The organism is Sinorhizobium sp. 8-89 (assembly GCF_030124325.1).
Lineage (GTDB): Bacteria > Pseudomonadota > Alphaproteobacteria > Rhizobiales > Rhizobiaceae > Sinorhizobium.
In genome coordinates this window covers 1-16,626 of the sequence record NZ_JASKLR010000051.1, presented here as the reverse complement: position 1 = coordinate 16,626, position 16,626 = coordinate 1, and the positions used below count along the sequence as shown (strand labels likewise).

Below are 16,626 nucleotides of genomic sequence, written 5' to 3'. Positions count from 1 at the left end.
ACCAGAGGCTCCGTAAGCTTCTGGCGGAAAAACTGCGCACGGAAAATGCCGACCTGCGCAAGAGACTCGGGCTGGATGAATAGGAGATCCGCAGCTCGCGATAGGCCGTCGGGACCTAGAAGCACGCCTACGGATTGTTCCAGTAGGAGTCTAGCGCCCACGCACGCATTGACCAGTTGAACAGAGCGGGGAAGGGCTGTATTGGTCCACCCGTAGCAATGCAGTGGCGCCGACCGGCGCTTGAGTTGAGACATATGAAAACGCCACCACGCAGGTTTATTGTTGAATTCAAGTCGTCCCGACGGCAGCAAAAGGGGCGGACAAACTCGATTTGGGGGGAGACGGACTTCAAGGCTCTGACCCGCGAAGTGGAAGAGATAGCGCCGCATCTGTTCAATTCAACAGAACCAACCGTCCCGTCGGATGCAGATCACCCGCCGATCAACTCGAATGCGGGTCTCGCCGTGCAAGACACGGACGAACAAAAAGAACGAGCTGTGTTGGCCTCGACCGAAGACGCAGTCGAATCATCGGAGTTGGATGACCCCACTCGTTCGGCAGAGGACGCTGTTTTTCAACCGCAAGAAATCTCGCCGCCTCGAACAGGACCAGAAGGCGGTGTTTCACGAAAGAGCCCCAAGCACATTCCGATGGACGTGGGTGAGGATAAGACCAGGCAGGCCAACAATGTAGAATCCCCGATCCCCATGGACGAACTGGACGCCCTTGACCTAGAAAACAAGCGACTCAAGAGGTTGCTCACTGAGCGGCTTCGTGTACAGAACTTGCAGCTCAAGAAGATGCTTGAACGCTTTGATGTCCCCTGAGTTCTGGAGCTCATGGCAAGGTCGGCCGCTCCCGAAAGCCCTTCAGGAGCGTCCAGGGCTGCGCTCTTTCTCGCGCTAAGCACGGTTCAGGGCCGCCTGTTGAAATCAAGTACGCACCATCCTCCCGACTTCCCGTCGCCGTTTTGGATGACAAAATCAAACTGGAGCCCACACCGGTTTGCAATCCATTCCGATTGCTTGGGGAAGCTGCTGGCCACCTTTGCAACGGTCTCGCACCGTGGCCACGGGTCGTGATGACGCTCCGTTCCCTGAGCCAACCCAGTTCTCGGGATTATCTGAGATGTTCCTCCCGAAACGCGGTTCGCGATGGTTGCTCAGTTCCTATAGGAGGAAGAAGATGCTAGAAACCAGGACCTGCGTGCGGGCTACCCAATGGTCGCGCCGGCTTACGCCGACGCTCGTTCGCGTCTAGCCAAGGAGATCGGCAAGCGTCGCAGGCATCCCGACAAATAAATGCGTTATCGCCTGGGTGGGCATCGCTGCTTGAAGCCTGTTCGGGGCGGCTCTCCTTCCTCGCGACAAGGCTTTGTCGCGAACGGAGTCCGTCCACCCCAACTGAGATCCGAGGCTATCCAGTGGCCGCCTCGGAGAGCAATGATTTTCACCGCCCAAGGCCATACTGATCATCCTGTATAGGCCCGGCTGAGCGTCTCACGATTTGCTCCGTCCCTCCTGGCGGGGGCGACCGATAGTCCGCCAACTCAATCATTGCCAGTTATTCATTGGCTCCGTGGCGCGCCCCGGGCGACCCAGGCGGCGCCTTCCCGCCCATGATGAAAGCCGTTGGAAGGCGGGGCTAATGGATAGATCCGTCGCAATCGTTCGATCCCGCCGCCCGCGTCCACCCGACCGCTTAGAAGTTCGTCATAGACACGCGCGACCGCCACATGTCGCAGTCCTGCGGCGACAGGCGAAAGTGGAGCACGCCATGACAAGATCAAGTCCTGGAACTCCGGAACGAGGGCCTGGCAGGTGAAGGAGACGGTCTGCACGCCATTCGGGGCGAGGAAGGATTGTCCGTCGAGGGTTTTCACGGCAAGACCGTCCGGATCCTCCTTGCAGACGAACTGGCAATTGTCCTTGACATAGCCCTTGGCGCGGGCATGGGCGCAACGCGCGGAAATCGCGAGCGGCATGCGCCCGAAGGCGAGCACTTCGAAATCGATGCTCATCTCTCTGATGGAGAGTTGCAGAAGTTCGGGCGGCAGGCACATGCTCGTCGCGCCACGTTTCGAGAGCACGCGGGCGGTCGCCGCGTTGTGGACGTTGACCAGCGGTCCAACCTAATGCGGCTTCCCCTCGAGCAGAGCCAGCGTCGAAAGATCATTCGCCTCGACCGGGTAGGGGCTGGCGTATAGCCGGAATAGAGTCGTGTCGAGCAAGACTAGACCGGCCGCCGATCAGCTCCAGTGAAGGCGAGATTGTGCGGCAGCCGTTGGCGATCGTCCTCGGGCTTTCTGCCCCTGCCAGCCGTTCAACGAGGTAGAGCTTTTCGAAGAACCGGAGCGCCCGCTCCGGCGGTCCGCCACCTTTCTTTCTGGCCTTGAGAGCGTCTACAAACCGCCGCCTGGTATGGGCCTATGTAGCCAAGATGGGTCGCGGCCTCGAGTGGGAGCCGCGCGGAAAAGCCATGCCGCGGCAATCACCGAGAATGGGAGTCGGCGGCAGGATGCCGATCGACAATAATCTTCTGGAGCATGGCATCAGAATCTTTGCCACTGGCCGGAAAAGCTCGCAAGTCGTCGCCACGAGACCGTGTCGGCCATCCAGAGCCTGCCTTGCAATTGTCACACTTATTATGTTTTGTTGCACCGCAGCATTACCGATCTGCCAGCCCCTGTAGCTGCACCTGCCTGTCTACAGCTGCCTGTACGGCGCATGATCGAAGGAGTTACTATGGCATGTTCAATGAGCAACACAGGCGCGTCCGCCATCGGCCGAGGCCACCTCGATATCGGAGACGCTGTTCGGCGATCTCGCGAAGCGGTGGGATATAGCATCGAGGACCTTGCATTGACCTGCGGGCTCACTGGCACTGAAATTACAAGGATCGAAATAGGTGCTGATGTCGACCCGGCCAAGCTCAGGCGCATCGCGGCTGCACTTCGAGTGCCAAACTCCGCGTTCCTGCAGAACTAACGCCAGCGCGTGGCGTCAGCGGGATCTGCTCCCCGTGCGCGTGCGTTTTGTTGCGGCGCCGCCGGCTCGAGGCGAGGTGCATGGTCCCCGTCTCCTCGCAGCCCTGATCATTCCCCCTTCGAGAGGTGAGGGCGGCCCGGACAACCTTGCTGCCACTCGGCGCGTACGATATTCGCCGCGGGGCTGATCGAAGTTCGAGCAAACGTTCCGACTTTCCAAACCTGCTGAGTTAAGGTGATCGGCCCCATTGCCACGAGCGGAGCGCTAAGGTACGCCTCGACGGTGAGCACGTCAGCCTGTTGGCTTTAGCTCGCGCGGAAGGCGTAAGCTGCTCGTGGACCATTGCGGCGATCTTCATGTGGCCCTCGTCCCATCAGGCGACGGCGGTGCCGGACCAGCGCATTGCGGCTGACAAGCATGCGAGACGGAAAGTCATTTGGCAGATCCTCTCGGCGAAGACAGGTCGGGGTAGGCTCAATCCGGAGCTAACCTGCCGGTCGGATCGACATCGTTGCGGGAGGTGCTACGGACGTAGTTCGCAAGTTTCGTGACGGTTTCGAACTTCTGGGGGTCGCGATAAGGCCCGAACTTGAAGTATTGCGTGAGGCGCGGTCCGGTCTTCGCATAGCCGATTCTGCCGTCCACCCTGCCGATCTTGACGCCGTTGGCCCAGATCTCAACGAACGCCTTGTTATCCGGGGTCAGCCCAAGGTGATAGACCATCGTCGTCCAGCGGCCGAAGGGATCGGGAAGCAGGTGATACTGTTGCGCGATAATGCCACGAGCACATCCGGGGTCGCGTGCAACTTCGATGGCCTTGGACGTGAAATCCATCCTGCTCTTGCGATGCTGCAGAGGCGGAACCACCTTCGCCTTGTCGTCATGGGGCCATCCCGCCGGCGACTGCGAAAGTGGAAGTTGGTCGGCCACCAGCACTCTGCAGAGCACGTCGTCGGGGCTCTGCTTCGGAGCGAGGTTGTCCTGCTCGACCGTCACCGTGAACCTGCGGCCGGTGAAGCGCTGCGCGACGAGGGGGCCGCCGCGCGCGGCCTCGCCCTCCTTCCACTGTCCTGCGACGAACCGCTTGGAGGTCGCCTTCAGGCTATCGTCGAGGAACATGTCGAAGCGGTACCATACATCGGTTCCCAACGGCACGCGGGCCTCATGGGATTCCCATAACTCGGCCCTCTCGTCGCCATCCCGCTGATAGTCTCCGTCCTCGTCGATGCAGCCGGCATGATGCTCCCTCAGGGGAGCTAGCGCCTTCGGCTCCGGTCGCACGGTCGCGACCATCGCTGTCCGGCCTGACCCGTCCGTGGCGCCGAACTTGAAGGTGTTCTCCGGACGATGGCAGACGAACCAGTATCTAGGACGCGGTTCCTTCGCGAAGTTCTCCGACACGAGATATCGTGGCGGGCCCGCCATGGAATGGGTGCAGCCGGCCAGAAACGCCAGAAGGACAGGAGACAGAAATGCGCGCACGTCGTCCTCGGAAACGGAGAGTTTCGATCGCGGTGTAGAAGACCGAAAATCTCAATCCAGATTGCAACCTGTAATATTATCGTCGTATCATTTCGTGTAAGAGTGTCAAGGCTGGTCGATTGGGAGCAGACCTTCGGGGCACTTGAAAGGACTTTGGCGGGCAGCAGCAACCATACTATTTCGATAGCCGTATCGTGGGGACGCTACGACATTGCTCGCGTTCGACGTTCTGGACGAAAGGGCTCGAAAAGGACTCGCCGGGTTCACGATCAGGGTGAAGCCTCCGACACGACCTCCATACTACCTTCTCAACAACCTTCGCTTCGAGCATCCGGAACAGCATGCGCGGGATACGTCGGGGCCTGAAAAATTCGACGATGAACGCGCCGATACGCAAGTTCAGATGGCTTCACGTGCCCGGACTCGACTACCAGGGACTCGACCCAGAATTCGGCTCATATACGTACACGATTACGCCGCGCTACTTCGGCGATGACCATCGGCTGAAGGCGTTCGATCGCGCTCTGAGCCTCGACATCAAAGTGACTATGGCACCTTTCGAGACAAAGAACCTGAAGCTCGGCTTCACCAGGGGCTACACGCAGTCGCAGGCGTTCGCCCGTCACTTCGGCAAGTCGGCTCCGATCCGGCCGAAGGGCGACGAGCTGCTCTTCGACACCGGCGAGGTTGCGGGCCGGTCTCTGCAGGGCGAGGAGTTCCGCTCCGCTGGTCTGGCTTCACCGCGCGGAAGCTGATCTTCGAGGTGTTGGACGAGGTGAAGGGCGACAAAGATCTTGAGCTCGATGTCTTCGCCTACGACCTCAACGAGCCGGACGTCATGAAGGCGCTTATCAGCCTGGGCGCGCGGGCCCGCATCATTCTCGACAACGCGGCCTTGCATCACGACACGGACAAGCCCAAGCCCGAGGACCAATTCGAACAGAAGTTTGCTGCGTCCGCGGGCGCCGGCTCCATAAAACGAGGCCGCTTCCGACGCTACGCCCACCATAAGGTCTTCATCGTGAAGAGGAACGGCGCGGCCCAGCTGGATCCTGAAGGGCTCCACAAACCTCTCCGTCACCGGCGTCTACGTCAATTCGAACCACGTGCTGGTCTACGATGACGCGGCCGTCGCCGGGCGATACCTGCAGGTCTTCGAGCACGCTTGGAAGACCAAGGCGAGCAGTTCGTTCAGACAGTCGCCGCTCGCAAACACCCGGTACGACTTCGATCAGGACGTCCCATCGACGAGCATAACGTTCGCACCGCATGCCGAAGCGATGGCCAGAAGCGTGCTCGGCGACGTGGTCGCCAGGATCGGGAAGGAGGTCACTGACGGCGGCATGCGGGCCAGCATCCTCTTCGCCGTGATGGAGCTGGACAGCCGCGCGCTGAATCCCGTCTACGAAGTGCTGAACAAGATCCATACCGAGAAGTCCATCTTCTCGTTCGGGATATCGGACAATCCGAAGGGGATTTCGCTTTACAAGATCGGCTCCGGCCAGAGCGTCCTGGTCACCGGCAAGCCGGGCAGGACCCACCTGCCGCCTCCTTTCGAACAGATCCGCTACGTGGGGCTCGGCCATCAGGTCCATCACAAGTTCGTCGTATGCGGGTTCCGTGGCAATGACCCCACGGTGTTCTGCGGATCGTCCAACCTTGCGCTCGGTGGCGAGCAGGCCAACGGCGACAACCTCCTGGCTATCCGCGATCCGGAGGTCGCGACGGTCTTCGCGATAGAAGCCATCGGCCTCATCGACCACTTCAATTTCCTGAACGGATTGGATAGGGCCCCCTCTGCCAACGACGAGGCGGCGCGGACCGCCGACAAGCGCGAAGCCGCGGTCCAATCGGAATGGTTTCTCAGTAGCAGCGACGCATGGGTCGGAAAATACTTCGATCCGGACGACCTCCACTGCAGGGATCGCGGACTGTTCGCACTTTAGGCAGGCGTAACAATGCCCCGCAAACGCCCTTCGCATGTTGCGATCGGCTTCACATCGATTTCGGGATGCCGGGGTCAGGCGGCCATCGACCAATTCACGCTACCGTTGAGTAAGCGATAATAAAATCTCGTGGTGTTTGCACAAGTCATCTGGACCGCCTTCCTCCTTTGTGCAAGATCCGCCGGGAAGGGGAGAAGCGCATGAACCATATCTCTGCAGCTCAAGCCGAGCCAATCGAGCAATCCATATTTCAAAGCAATCTTTCCGTCGAAGCCAAGATTGAGCGAGCTCGCATGGAGCTTCTGGATCTTGGAGCGCGGAACCGCCTGCTGAACGTTCCGCGCTTCTCGAAGAGCGCGAGGACGGTCGACGTCGTCGAAGAGAAGTCGTCGGAGGTCTTCCGAATACTCGTTTCCGAAGGCAGGGCGATGACGTTCCTGCCTGGTGCGAAGGGCAGGGACTCCAAGGACGACCAGGAGGACGAATCCTTGGCAGAGCTGGCGCTCCCCGACGATGACGAGAGGGACGAAGGCGGACGTCTCGTCCGGCACGGCGACACCAAGCTTCAGACCCGCATGACGCCCAACGGCCTGCAGAAGCGGCTCCTCGATCTCTATTTCGACGCCCGGACGCTCGAGGAAGAGCAGGGGGTCAATATCCTATTTCTGGGCTTCGGCACCTTGAAGTGGGTCGACCCCAACAATGCCGAGAACGTTCGCTACGCACCGTTGATCCTCGTGCCCGTAAGACTGGAACGTGGCAGCGCAGCCGAACGTTTCAGACTACGCGCGCGACCGGAGGAATTCGCGTCGAACCTTTCTCTGGAAGCCTTTCTTGATAGGATACACAAGATCCGAATGCCAGTGTTCGAGGCGTCGGATGACTTCTCATTCGAGGAATACGCCGCCAAGGTAGCGGAAGCCATCAGCATCAAGCCGACGTGGTCGGTGCAGCCCGACGACATGGTTCTCGGGTTCTTCTCGTTCGCCAAGTTCCTGATGTACCGGGATCTGGATCCGAGTCTCTGGCCGGAAGACAAGAAGTTCACCGACCGCCCCTTGATAACTTCGCTGGTTTCCGACGGCTTCACGAGGACGGAGGAACTGCTAGCGGAGGATGCGAATATCGATCTTCACATTTCGCCTCGCGAGATGACGCACATCGTCGACGCGGACAGTTCGCAGACGCTGGCGATCCACGAAGCACGCAGAGGCCGAAATCTCGTCATTCAGGGACCGCCGGGAACGGGCAAGTCGCAGACGATCGCCAACATCATCGCGTCCGCCGTCGCCGATGGAAAGACAGTCCTTTTTGTCGCGGAAAAGATGGCCGCTCTCGAGGTGGTCAAGCGTCGTCTCGATCAGGCGGGCGTCGGGGACGCGTGCCTCGAACTTCATAGCAACAAGGCCAACAAACGTGCCCTCCTCGCCGAACTGCAGCACGTCTGGGATCTCGGCGCTCCGAAGGGAGAGTCTAGCGACGCGCTCGATCGTCGGCTCACCGAGACGCGTGACAGTCTGAACGCGCATCCCGTTCGGATGCACACAGTCTATCAGCCTTACGGGCTGACGCCGTTCCAGGTAACCGGCCACCTTTCGCGACTAAGGCGGCAAGGCCTTCCGCCTTCGGACATCGAGCTTGCGAACGCCACGACCTGGACGCCCGAGACCCGCGACCGGATTGTCATGCTTCTGTCGGAACTGGCGGAGCGTATCAGGGACATCGGTCTCCCGATCGATCATCCGTGGTATGGCGTTGGTCTCACGGGCATCACGCCGCTCGATCTTGAGCGTCTGACCGGCCGCCTGAGAACAGCGAGTTCCGACCTAACGCAGCTCGTCGCGGATATGCAGGCGGTTAGCGCCCGCCTGGAGCGGGAAAGGCCGTTCTCCATCACCTCGTTCAAGAAGGACGTGGCACTTGCCGAGCGGATTGCGTCATGCCCTGAAAAGGTCGCGCCGCGGGCATTGGCGAACCCGATCTGGGATACGGAGCAGTCGGCGATCGCCAAGGCAGTCAAGGATGGAGCACAGTTCTCACGCCTGAGAGGCGATGTAGACGCTCTGTTTCAAGGCGAGGCCTGGGCGACGGACCCGTCGCCTATTGCCACGCAGTTTGCACGGCTGCCCACGGACTTCCCTGCGGCCGGCTTCGCCACTCTCTCTCAGATCGACGCAGCGCTCCCTCGCTTCCTGAGCGCCGCGAGCGCTCTGCGTGGCCTGCTCGGCGTCAACGCCTCTCCCACGCTTACCTCGATCGACCGGCTGATCGTCATCGGCCAGCGGGTGGCCGAAGCTCCCGACGCCAGCCCGGACGCCTTCGTCGCTGCAATATGGGAACGTGGCCTCGACCAAGCGGGCGACTTGGCCGAAGCAGTGGCGACGCTCAGACAGGTTCAGTCGGAGTTGTCTGGAAGGATCTCCGACCAGGCATGGGACATCGATCTGACTGATGCTCGTACGGCGGTCGCAATCCATGGCGAGAAGCTCTTCAAGTTCCTGAGCGGCGACTGGCGGAAGGCCAAGGCATTGCTGAAGACGGTGATGCCCCAGACGACACCGGCAGAGACGATCCGCATCCTCGACCTGCTCCAGAAGGGCAAGCAGGCGCGTGCCATCATCAAGGACGGCGACTCTCTCGGGCGATCGGCGTTTGGAGCCGACTGGCGCGGCGAACGCTCCGATCCCAAGCCGCTGGAAAACCTCGTTCTGTGGATGCGGAGCCTGCGCGGCGTCGGAACGGAGGCAAGGCTGATCGCAGGTCGGCTCAGCGACAAGGCTGCCGTCGCCGCCCGATGCGAGCAGGTGCACTCGCTGCAGCAGGAGGTACGTGGTCTGCTGCTATCCGCCTGGAGCGACCTCGGCGAAGAAGCGGCGAAACTCTTCGCCGACGTGCCCGGCGCAGAAAGCGTAGTCCTCACCGACGCTGCCAAGCTCTTCCATGATGTTGCCGAGGCAGACCGAGCGTTCCTCGCCCTTTCGCGGTCACCACATTGCGAGGCGTCGGTGCGACTGCAGGCATTGAAGCTCCTGTCCGAGGCCCAGGCACTGAAAGTGTCGCTGGACGCGTTCGAAGTCACCGGGCACGCAGCCTTCGCCGGACAATGGATGGGGGCTGAATCCGACTGGCCGGCGCTGGCGTCGATTGCCGAATGGGTTTCTTCGAACAGCGACATCAGGCATCTTGCCTCGCGGATCGAGGACCGCGCGTCCACCGCCAAGGCAGCACACACGGCTTCTGGCGCGGGGGACGCCCTGGCAATAGGGATCGGCGACATCCTCGATTTCCTAAAGGCGGATCGGAATATCGTCCTCGGAGCGGAGAGCGCCAACGATGCCCCGCTCGATCTGCTGAGGGCGAAGATCGACCGATGGATCGAGAACGACGAGCAGCTTTCGAAATGGGCCGCCTACAAGGGCAGGGCGCAGGACGCGAGTGAAGCCGGCGTCGGCCTGGTCGTGGAACGGCTCGACGACGGCCGAGTGCGGCCCGACGACGTCGCGTCGTACGTCGAGATGGCCATCTACGAGGCGGTCCTGAGGGATCAGCACCGGCGGGATCCGGAACTCGTCCGGTTCGACGGCGAAGTTCATAGCCGCCTCGTGAGCGAATTCGCCACTCTGGATCGCAGCCGCATGGCGCTTTCACGGCTGGAGGTGGTGCGCGCGCATCATAAGAAGATTCCGGCGGTCATGGGTATCGGCCCGGTCGGCGTCCTCCGCGGCGAAATGGCTCGGCGTAAGGGTCACATGCCCATCCGTCAGCTGATGCAGAAGGCGTCTCCAGCCATTCAGGCATTGAAGCCCGTCTTTATGATGAGTCCGCTCTCGATCGCGCAGTTCCTGCCCCCAGGCCAGCTTGAATTCGACCTCCTCGTGATGGACGAGGCCAGTCAGATCCAGCCGGTCGACGCCCTCGGCGCCGTGGCGCGTGCGAAGCAGGTTGTGGTCGTCGGAGACGAGCGGCAGCTGCCGCCAACCCGCTTCTTCGCAAAGATGACGTCCGGTGGATCGGAGGACGACGACGGACAGGACGGCGCGCAGGTCTCAGACATCGAAAGCATTCTTGGCCTCTTCGCGGCCCGAGGGCTGCCGCAGCGGATGCTGCGGTGGCATTATCGCAGTCGTCACCAGTCGCTGATCGCGGTCTCCAACTCCGAATTCTACGACAGCAAGCTGTTCATAGTTCCGTCTCCGTATACGCAGGAGGCGGGGATTGGGCTCCGCTTTCGTCACGTGCCCGGTGGCGTGTTCGAGGACGGCATGAACAATACGGAGGCCAAGGTGGTCGCGGAGGCGATCATCCGTCACGCGATCGAGCACCCGAACCTCTCGCTGGGCGTCGCCGCGTTCTCAATCAAGCAGCGCAGGGAGATCCAGGATCAGTTGGAACTTCTGCGGCGACTGAACCCGCAGACCGAAGAGTTCTTCCACGCACACCCGCACGAGCCCTTCTTCGTCAAGAACCTGGAAAACGTCCAGGGGGACGAACGCGACGTCATTCTAATCTCGGTCGCCTACGCGAAAAACGCACAGGGCTTCATGGGGATGCGGTTTGGTCCGCTCGGCGCCGAGGGCGGCGAGCGCCGACTGAATGTTCTGATCAGCCGCGCCAAGAGGCGCTGCGAAGTCTACTCGTCGATCACCGATGAGGACATCGATCTCGAGCGTGGCAAAGGCAAGGGCGTCTTCGCGTTCAAGCTCTTCCTCCACTACGCCCGGACCGGTCGCCTTGCTATGGGCCAGCGGACTGATCGTCAGATGGACAGCGTGTTCGAGGAGCAGGTGATGGCAGCCCTCCAGGAGCGTGGCTACCACGTCCATCCTCAGGTTGGTATTGCCGGCTTTTTCCTCGACCTCGCGGTAGCAGATGAGGCCGTTCCTGGCCGTTACCTGGTTGGTGTCGAGTGCGACGGCGCTGCGTATCACGACTCCCGATCCGCCCGTGACCGGGACCGTTTGCGACAGGAGGTTCTCGAAGATCACGGCTGGACGCTTCATCGCATCTGGAGCACCGACTGGTTCCAGCGACCCAAGGCTGAACTCGAACGACTTGTTGCGGCGATCGAACAGGCCAAGGCAGACGCCGTCGCCAACCCATCCGGTAATCACGGGGCTTCGCGCGCGGTGCCGGTCGAGGTCGTCACTATCGAGCGGGCCGACGTCACGGAAGTCGGACTTCAAGCCGCCTCCGAGGCGACACCTGCAAACAACCTTTACGTGGAAGTGACGCTTCGTCCGAACATAACGAGCGAACTCCATGAGGCTCCAATTGGCGTCATCGTTTCCCTGGTGAAGCAGACGGTCGAAGCCGAGGGGCCGATCCATAAGGACGAGATCGTCACCCGAATCCGGACGGCTTGGGGACTGCAACGGGCCGGGAACCGTATCGACGCCCACGTAGGTTCGGCGATGGACATCGCTCACAGGGCGGGAGAAATCCTCCGGGAAGAGGGGTTCCTCGTCTGGCCCGAGGCGCCCATCGTGCTTCGCGATCGCAGTGGCGTAACGTCACTGAGCCTGCGAAGGATCGAGATGATCCCGCCTATGGAAATCGATCAAGGCCTCAAAGAGATCATCGCCGCAAGCATGGGAGCAACCGCAGAGCAGGCCGTTAACGCGGTCGCGCGAGGCCTTGGGTTCAAGTCGACCAGCTCGCAGTTGCGGGATGCCATCCTCGCCCGGATTGACGCTCTGAAACTGGAGGGTGGACTCGTGGAGGAAAACACCATGCTCAGGGTGACATAGCTACCTGGGAAGCGGTGGGAGGACGCGACGCTAGAAGGAATGTGCTATTCAGGGCAGCATGTATCGCGACGAGCACGCAGCGACGGTTAAGAGACCCCGCAGTCCCACTGATGCTATGTGGCCGCGGACATCCACTGACGACAGTTGGTACACGTGCGGATAGCCGACATCTCGCGCAAGTGTATAACACACGTCTTTGGGTTTCATCTGAGCCCCGACATGGAACCTTTGTAACCACAACGTTATTTCAACGTCGGTGATGGGGCAGCTGATCTCGATTCCCTGGCGGAATAATTTCGTCGGACTCTATCTCTCATCGGCTCTCAACCCGCTGTTGCTTGGCCGCACAGCGATGGAAGACTCACGAGAAGCCGTCGACAACCGCAACAACGCTGAATTCTCCGCCGCAACAGCGGCGGCGTGCCAGAGTCTGTTGTGGAGAAAGTCGATACGTCTCCGAACACCCGCGCCGTCGTCGGGCCGCGCATCCGTTCCTTCTAACATTCCGTCCCCACGGTACCGTCGGGTGCTTCAGCTAATGGACCTGTCTGCAGGGCACCGGCCTCTCTGCCAGAGCGAATGCGGTTGCAAAACAATGAACAGAACACCAATGACCGGATTCGGGTAGCATGGTGCCCACTCGAAAACTAACTAGATTGGGTGACGGTCAAAATTCAAAAGCTTAAAGGACGCAAAGAGGTGGAGATTATAACATTTGACGAACAGAAGATCCTCGTCGGCACTCGCCGGATAGAATGCGCCGACGAGGCCGCCTTGTTCGCTTCTGAAGTTGAAGGGCTGGGACGCGCTGTTGCCAAAGTCCGTCGCCAGAGCGGTGCCGCAAGGATCATCGCCCGAACACTCCTCGGCGAACTTGGATTTCCACCAACCCCAATCTTGAAAACGGAACTTGGAATTCCGATTTGGCCAGATGGCGTTGTCGGATCTTTGGCACATCACGCTACGGTAGCAGCGGCCGCCATTGCAGAGAAGAAGACCATTTTGTCGCTTGGCCTCGACATTGAACCTAATGAGCCTCTTCCGAACGGTCTAATTGAGTTGATCGCAACGTCCAGGGAGCAAAGCATGTACGACTTCCGTCTGCTCCAGCGGAGGGACCTTTTTGTTTTAAAGGAGGCAGTTTACAAAGCGTATTGCCCAATACATCGCGAATTTCTGGAATTTCAGGACGTCGAAATCGATATAGGCGCCGGGTTGGCGTACGTCCCAAAGGCGAATTGTGCCTTTTCGATTGCGCTCCTTACCTCTGACAATATTATCGGTCTGGCGTATTTAATCGCCTGATCGAATTAGATGCATTGGGGTCTCGTGAAGACTACGGCTGGCAGGACCGCACTGCCCCGTGTCGGACACATGTCGGAAATGGGACATGGCCGCTTCAGACGGCTCTCTCCATTGGCACGTTCCACGCGGATTTATCGACAACGGCTCGCCTGGGAGAATGTCCGCGACTATACCTAATGAAAGCTCAGAGTGCCCCGCTGGATTGCAGAAAATCCCGGCTCGATGAACCTTCAGCACGTACCCCCAAACAAATCGGCAGCAGCATGACTGGCTTCGCCCTATAGAGGAGGTTGTGCAGGATTATGTTTGGCCGAGCCCGAGCTCCGGAGCCAAGACCTATTCGGCCCATGACCCTCAACCGCTAAACCGCACAGACAGCGACCGTTACGTCGCCAATGTTCGTTAATGCCGATGTCTCATCAACAAAACCGTCGATCCGGCCGACTAGCGATCACAGCCAAACGCCTTGGGTCCGGCGTTGCTCACATTCCAGTGCCGGTCCACGGCTCACGCTAACCCCACTGATCCCGAAGCGATCTGCTGCCTCACAATGTGTCGCACCCCACCCGCCCAGGCAGCCCCGCGATTACGGCTCCCCGCCGGTGTAAACTCACCGGCCACCCAGTACGGCACAGGCCCGCCAAGCACGTCCAGCAAATAGAGGTCGCGTGCTCGTAACCGGTCGGAGATCGGAAGCCGAGCGATCCTGAGGCACACTATGTTGAAGGTTCGCATTGCTCCGACGTTGCACATGAGGCAAGACAAAAATCATCGTCGAAAGAGTATGCGCTTCGCTTCTGCACCACCAGGATCAGCAGCAGAAGCGGCAACATCGAAAGCCCCACGTAGTAGGCGACGCGCAACTCATTCACCGCACCGATTTAGCACATCAAAACAATCCATTGGTTCATCGATCTGGTGAAGTGTAGGTACAGAGGAGTTGAGCTCTTTATTACCGTTGTTCAGCCCGACACCGGTAAAGAATTTAGAATGCTGCGAGGAGTTGCCGATCCCGGCTAATTCTATGTCGCAGATATGCCCAGAATGTTCGCCCGCCGTACTCTGCAATATGCCTCAATCGGCACCGTCAATATTGGAGAGCCAGGATAACTCCTCCCTCTGGCTCGATATCAAGAGTACACGGGCTCTCGACTGAGAGCGCCGCGCAAAACATAGCGGCGGGCGCTTTGCCGAGGCCACCGAGTCCGACCCGATGCGCCGCCAGTTCTCCATGAGGCGCACCATACCGGGCTCGGGATAACTCTCGCCCTCGGCGGCTTGCATGCGAAGAAACGATCCGATGGTTTAAATGAGGGATAATAATGGCCATTCGATTCCTTCAGGACGAGATCAACGATCGTGATTTGAACAGAGTGTCCTCTGGACTCTCCAGCATCTTCATCGGCAGTGGTACGCTGGCGATTCAATGCGCAAAGATCGCAATTGAGATGGGTTACAGAATCCAGGCGGCGCTATGTGCTGACCTAATATTCCGTGATTGGGCTGCCCAATGTGGCATACCATGCTTGGGAAACATGGAGGAGCTATCGGCGCTCCTGGAAGCAGGACCTGTAGACTCTATATTTTCCGTCGCCAATCCATTTATCTTGCCAAGGAATGTGTTTAGTCGAGCGCGACAAGGCGCTTTCAACTATCATGACAGCCCACTGCCAAGATATGCGGGAACTAACGCAACATCGTGGGCCCTTCTTGCCCAAGAGCCTGAACATGCCATTACGTGGCATTGCATCGATGATGGAATCGATACCGGTGAGGTGCTCATTCAGCGGTTGGTATCAATTACGCCAACCGACACAGCATTAAGTCTGAACCTCAAATGTTATCAAGCTGCCATAGGAGGGTTTACCGAACTCCTTGAAGGTTTGATCAACGGAGGGCTCAAAGGTCAATTACAAAACCTTGCAGGCAGGAGTTACTTTCCAAGGCATCGACGACCTGATGCTGCGGGGTGCATAAGGTGGGATCAATCTGCAGAATCGTTGTCAGCGTTAGTGCGTAGCTTGGACTTTGGGATGTATCATTTGAACCCATTGTGCTCGGCTAAGGTGCTTCTTGCCAATGACGCTGTCGAAGTTCGGCGGCTAGAGGTGGCGACGCCAGGCTGTGGATTTCCATCGGGTTCATTGCTTGAGATCCATCAAGACCGCTGGCGTGTGGCAACAGCAACCGACAATGTTGATATTTGGTTTGGCAGTTCTGATGATCAGCTTATCGATACAGTAGCACTTGCAAGGCAGTCAAATCTGGACGTTGGCGCTCGCCTCCCGATTTTAAGCGATGATCAAGCAAGGAGCATAACTAGAGTATTTGAAACGCTGGCGCCGCGAGAGGACTTCTGGCGACAACGGCTGCAACGATTTAAGTCATTACACCCTCCATTTCCAACATCGTCAGCATCTGCGGTTTCGTCTGCTTGGCGATCGAGCAGCGCATTGGTCCCAAGTGTATTGACCAAGTTCTCGCCGATATATCGCATTGAATGCTTAATCAGCGCTTGGCTAATCTATCTTGCCCGTGTCACAGGCGAAGCAGAACTTCAGCTGGGTTGGGCCACAAACCCCAATGCATCGCGAGTTGGGTTCTTTGCAGAAGAGGCACTTATCGCCTCAGTCGTCCCAATGGAAGTGTCCGTTGACCTTAGCTGCAATTTCGAAGAAGTGCGCAAGGCTGTTGCTGCGGAATGCGTTCTGTTGAACGAGAACGACAGCTTTGTGCGAGACCTTGTCTGGCGCCATCCCAAGTTCCGAAATGCCGAACTGTTTCAATCAAACCGGCCGTGGCCGATTGGTATCACGATCACCACGCACAATAGCACCGGCGCCGATGATTTGCCTTCCGGTATGGATTCGGAGACCATCCCATCCGGCGAGGTGCTTACACTGGTCATTTGCTCGGCGGACGGGAGTTTTCGGTGGTACTTCGATGCAGATCGCTTAAAGCGCGAGCACATCGAGCGCGTCACACAGCACCTCGAAAATCTGTTGCATGCCGCAATGGCCGACCCGCAGCGGCCGGTGCGCGAGCTCGACATCCTTCCGGCCGACGAGCGCAGCTATCTGCTGGAGGAGCTGAACCGGACGGCGGCGGATTATCCATCGGACAAGTGCATCCACGAGCTGTTCGAGGCGCAGGTCCGGC

The 16,626-nt window shown here is 59.3% G+C and carries 9 protein-coding genes and 3 pseudogenes; 9 read left to right on the top strand and 3 right to left on the bottom strand.

Annotated elements, in window-relative coordinates; genetic code table 11:
- Nucleotides 1-254 precede the first annotated feature (254 nt).
- Together QN219_RS32875 and QN219_RS32870 are read left to right on the top strand one after the other, a co-directional pair.
- Nucleotides 255-827 carry a hypothetical protein gene (locus QN219_RS32875; RefSeq protein WP_284004614.1) on the top strand — a complete coding sequence of 191 codons (573 nt, stop codon included), beginning with the start codon at nt 255-257 and terminating at the stop codon, nt 825-827.
- A 354-nt stretch (nt 828-1,181) separates the two neighbouring features.
- Nucleotides 1,182-1,301 (top strand): annotated as a pseudogene (locus QN219_RS32870) (transcriptional regulator); the annotation flags it as partial.
- A gap of 266 nt (nt 1,302-1,567) precedes the next feature.
- On the opposite strand, the pseudogene QN219_RS32865 reads toward QN219_RS32870, so the two are convergent.
- Nucleotides 1,568-2,197 (bottom strand): annotated as a pseudogene (locus QN219_RS32865) (U32 family peptidase); the annotation flags it as partial.
- 100 nt (nt 2,198-2,297) lie between these two features.
- Nucleotides 2,298-2,478: pseudogene (locus tag QN219_RS34450) on the bottom strand (IS66 family transposase); the annotation flags it as partial.
- A gap of 278 nt (nt 2,479-2,756) precedes the next feature.
- On the opposite strand from QN219_RS34450, the gene QN219_RS32860 reads away from it, so the two are divergent.
- Nucleotides 2,757-2,987, top strand: coding sequence for a helix-turn-helix domain-containing protein (locus QN219_RS32860; RefSeq protein WP_405052311.1), 231 nt, complete (start codon nt 2,757-2,759; stop codon nt 2,985-2,987).
- Nucleotides 2,988-3,461: 474 nt separating this feature from the next.
- Here QN219_RS32860 and QN219_RS32855 read toward each other — a convergent pair whose 3' ends face one another.
- Nucleotides 3,462-4,469, bottom strand: a complete 1,008-nt coding sequence (locus tag QN219_RS32855; RefSeq protein WP_284004613.1) for a heparin lyase I family protein — start codon at nt 4,467-4,469, stop codon at nt 3,462-3,464.
- Nucleotides 4,470-4,846: 377 nt separating this feature from the next.
- Between QN219_RS32855 and QN219_RS32850 the strand changes: the two genes are divergently transcribed.
- From QN219_RS32850 to QN219_RS32825, 6 genes are all read left to right on the top strand, one after another.
- Nucleotides 4,847-5,224, top strand: a complete 378-nt coding sequence (locus QN219_RS32850; protein ID WP_283980050.1) for a hypothetical protein — start codon at nt 4,847-4,849, stop codon at nt 5,222-5,224.
- Between the two features lie 20 nt (nt 5,225-5,244).
- Complete coding sequence (locus tag QN219_RS32845) at nt 5,245-5,592, top strand: hypothetical protein (RefSeq protein WP_284004612.1); 348 nt, start codon at nt 5,245-5,247, stop codon at nt 5,590-5,592.
- Nucleotides 5,576-6,415 (top strand): hypothetical protein, encoded by an 840-nt coding sequence (locus QN219_RS32840; RefSeq protein WP_283980048.1) that lies wholly within the window; start codon nt 5,576-5,578, stop codon nt 6,413-6,415. Before QN219_RS32845 ends, QN219_RS32840 begins: the two co-directional genes overlap by 17 nt.
- Before the next feature lie 200 nt (nt 6,416-6,615).
- Nucleotides 6,616-12,162, top strand: a complete 5,547-nt coding sequence (locus QN219_RS32835; protein WP_284004611.1) for a DUF3320 domain-containing protein — start codon at nt 6,616-6,618, stop codon at nt 12,160-12,162.
- 660 nt (nt 12,163-12,822) lie between these two features.
- Nucleotides 12,823-13,467: a 4'-phosphopantetheinyl transferase superfamily protein gene (locus QN219_RS32830; protein WP_283980046.1), complete on the top strand. Its 645-nt coding sequence runs from the start codon at nt 12,823-12,825 to the stop codon at nt 13,465-13,467.
- Nucleotides 13,468-14,789: 1,322 nt separating this feature from the next.
- Nucleotides 14,790-16,626: formyltransferase family protein (locus QN219_RS32825; protein ID WP_284004610.1), on the top strand; the 1,837-nt coding region annotated here is incomplete at its 3' end.

What these genes read in the sequence shown, in the direction of transcription:
- QN219_RS32875 (WP_284004614.1), top strand. Translation starts at nt 255, where the DNA reads ATGAAAACGCCACCACGCAGGTTTATTGTTGAATTCAAGTCGTCCCGA.
- QN219_RS32860 (WP_405052311.1), top strand. Translation starts at nt 2,757, where the DNA reads ATGAGCAACACAGGCGCGTCCGCCATCGGCCGAGGCCACCTCGATATC.
- QN219_RS32850 (WP_283980050.1), top strand. Translation starts at nt 4,847, where the DNA reads ATGAACGCGCCGATACGCAAGTTCAGATGGCTTCACGTGCCCGGACTC.
- QN219_RS32835 (WP_284004611.1), top strand. Translation starts at nt 6,616, where the DNA reads ATGAACCATATCTCTGCAGCTCAAGCCGAGCCAATCGAGCAATCCATA.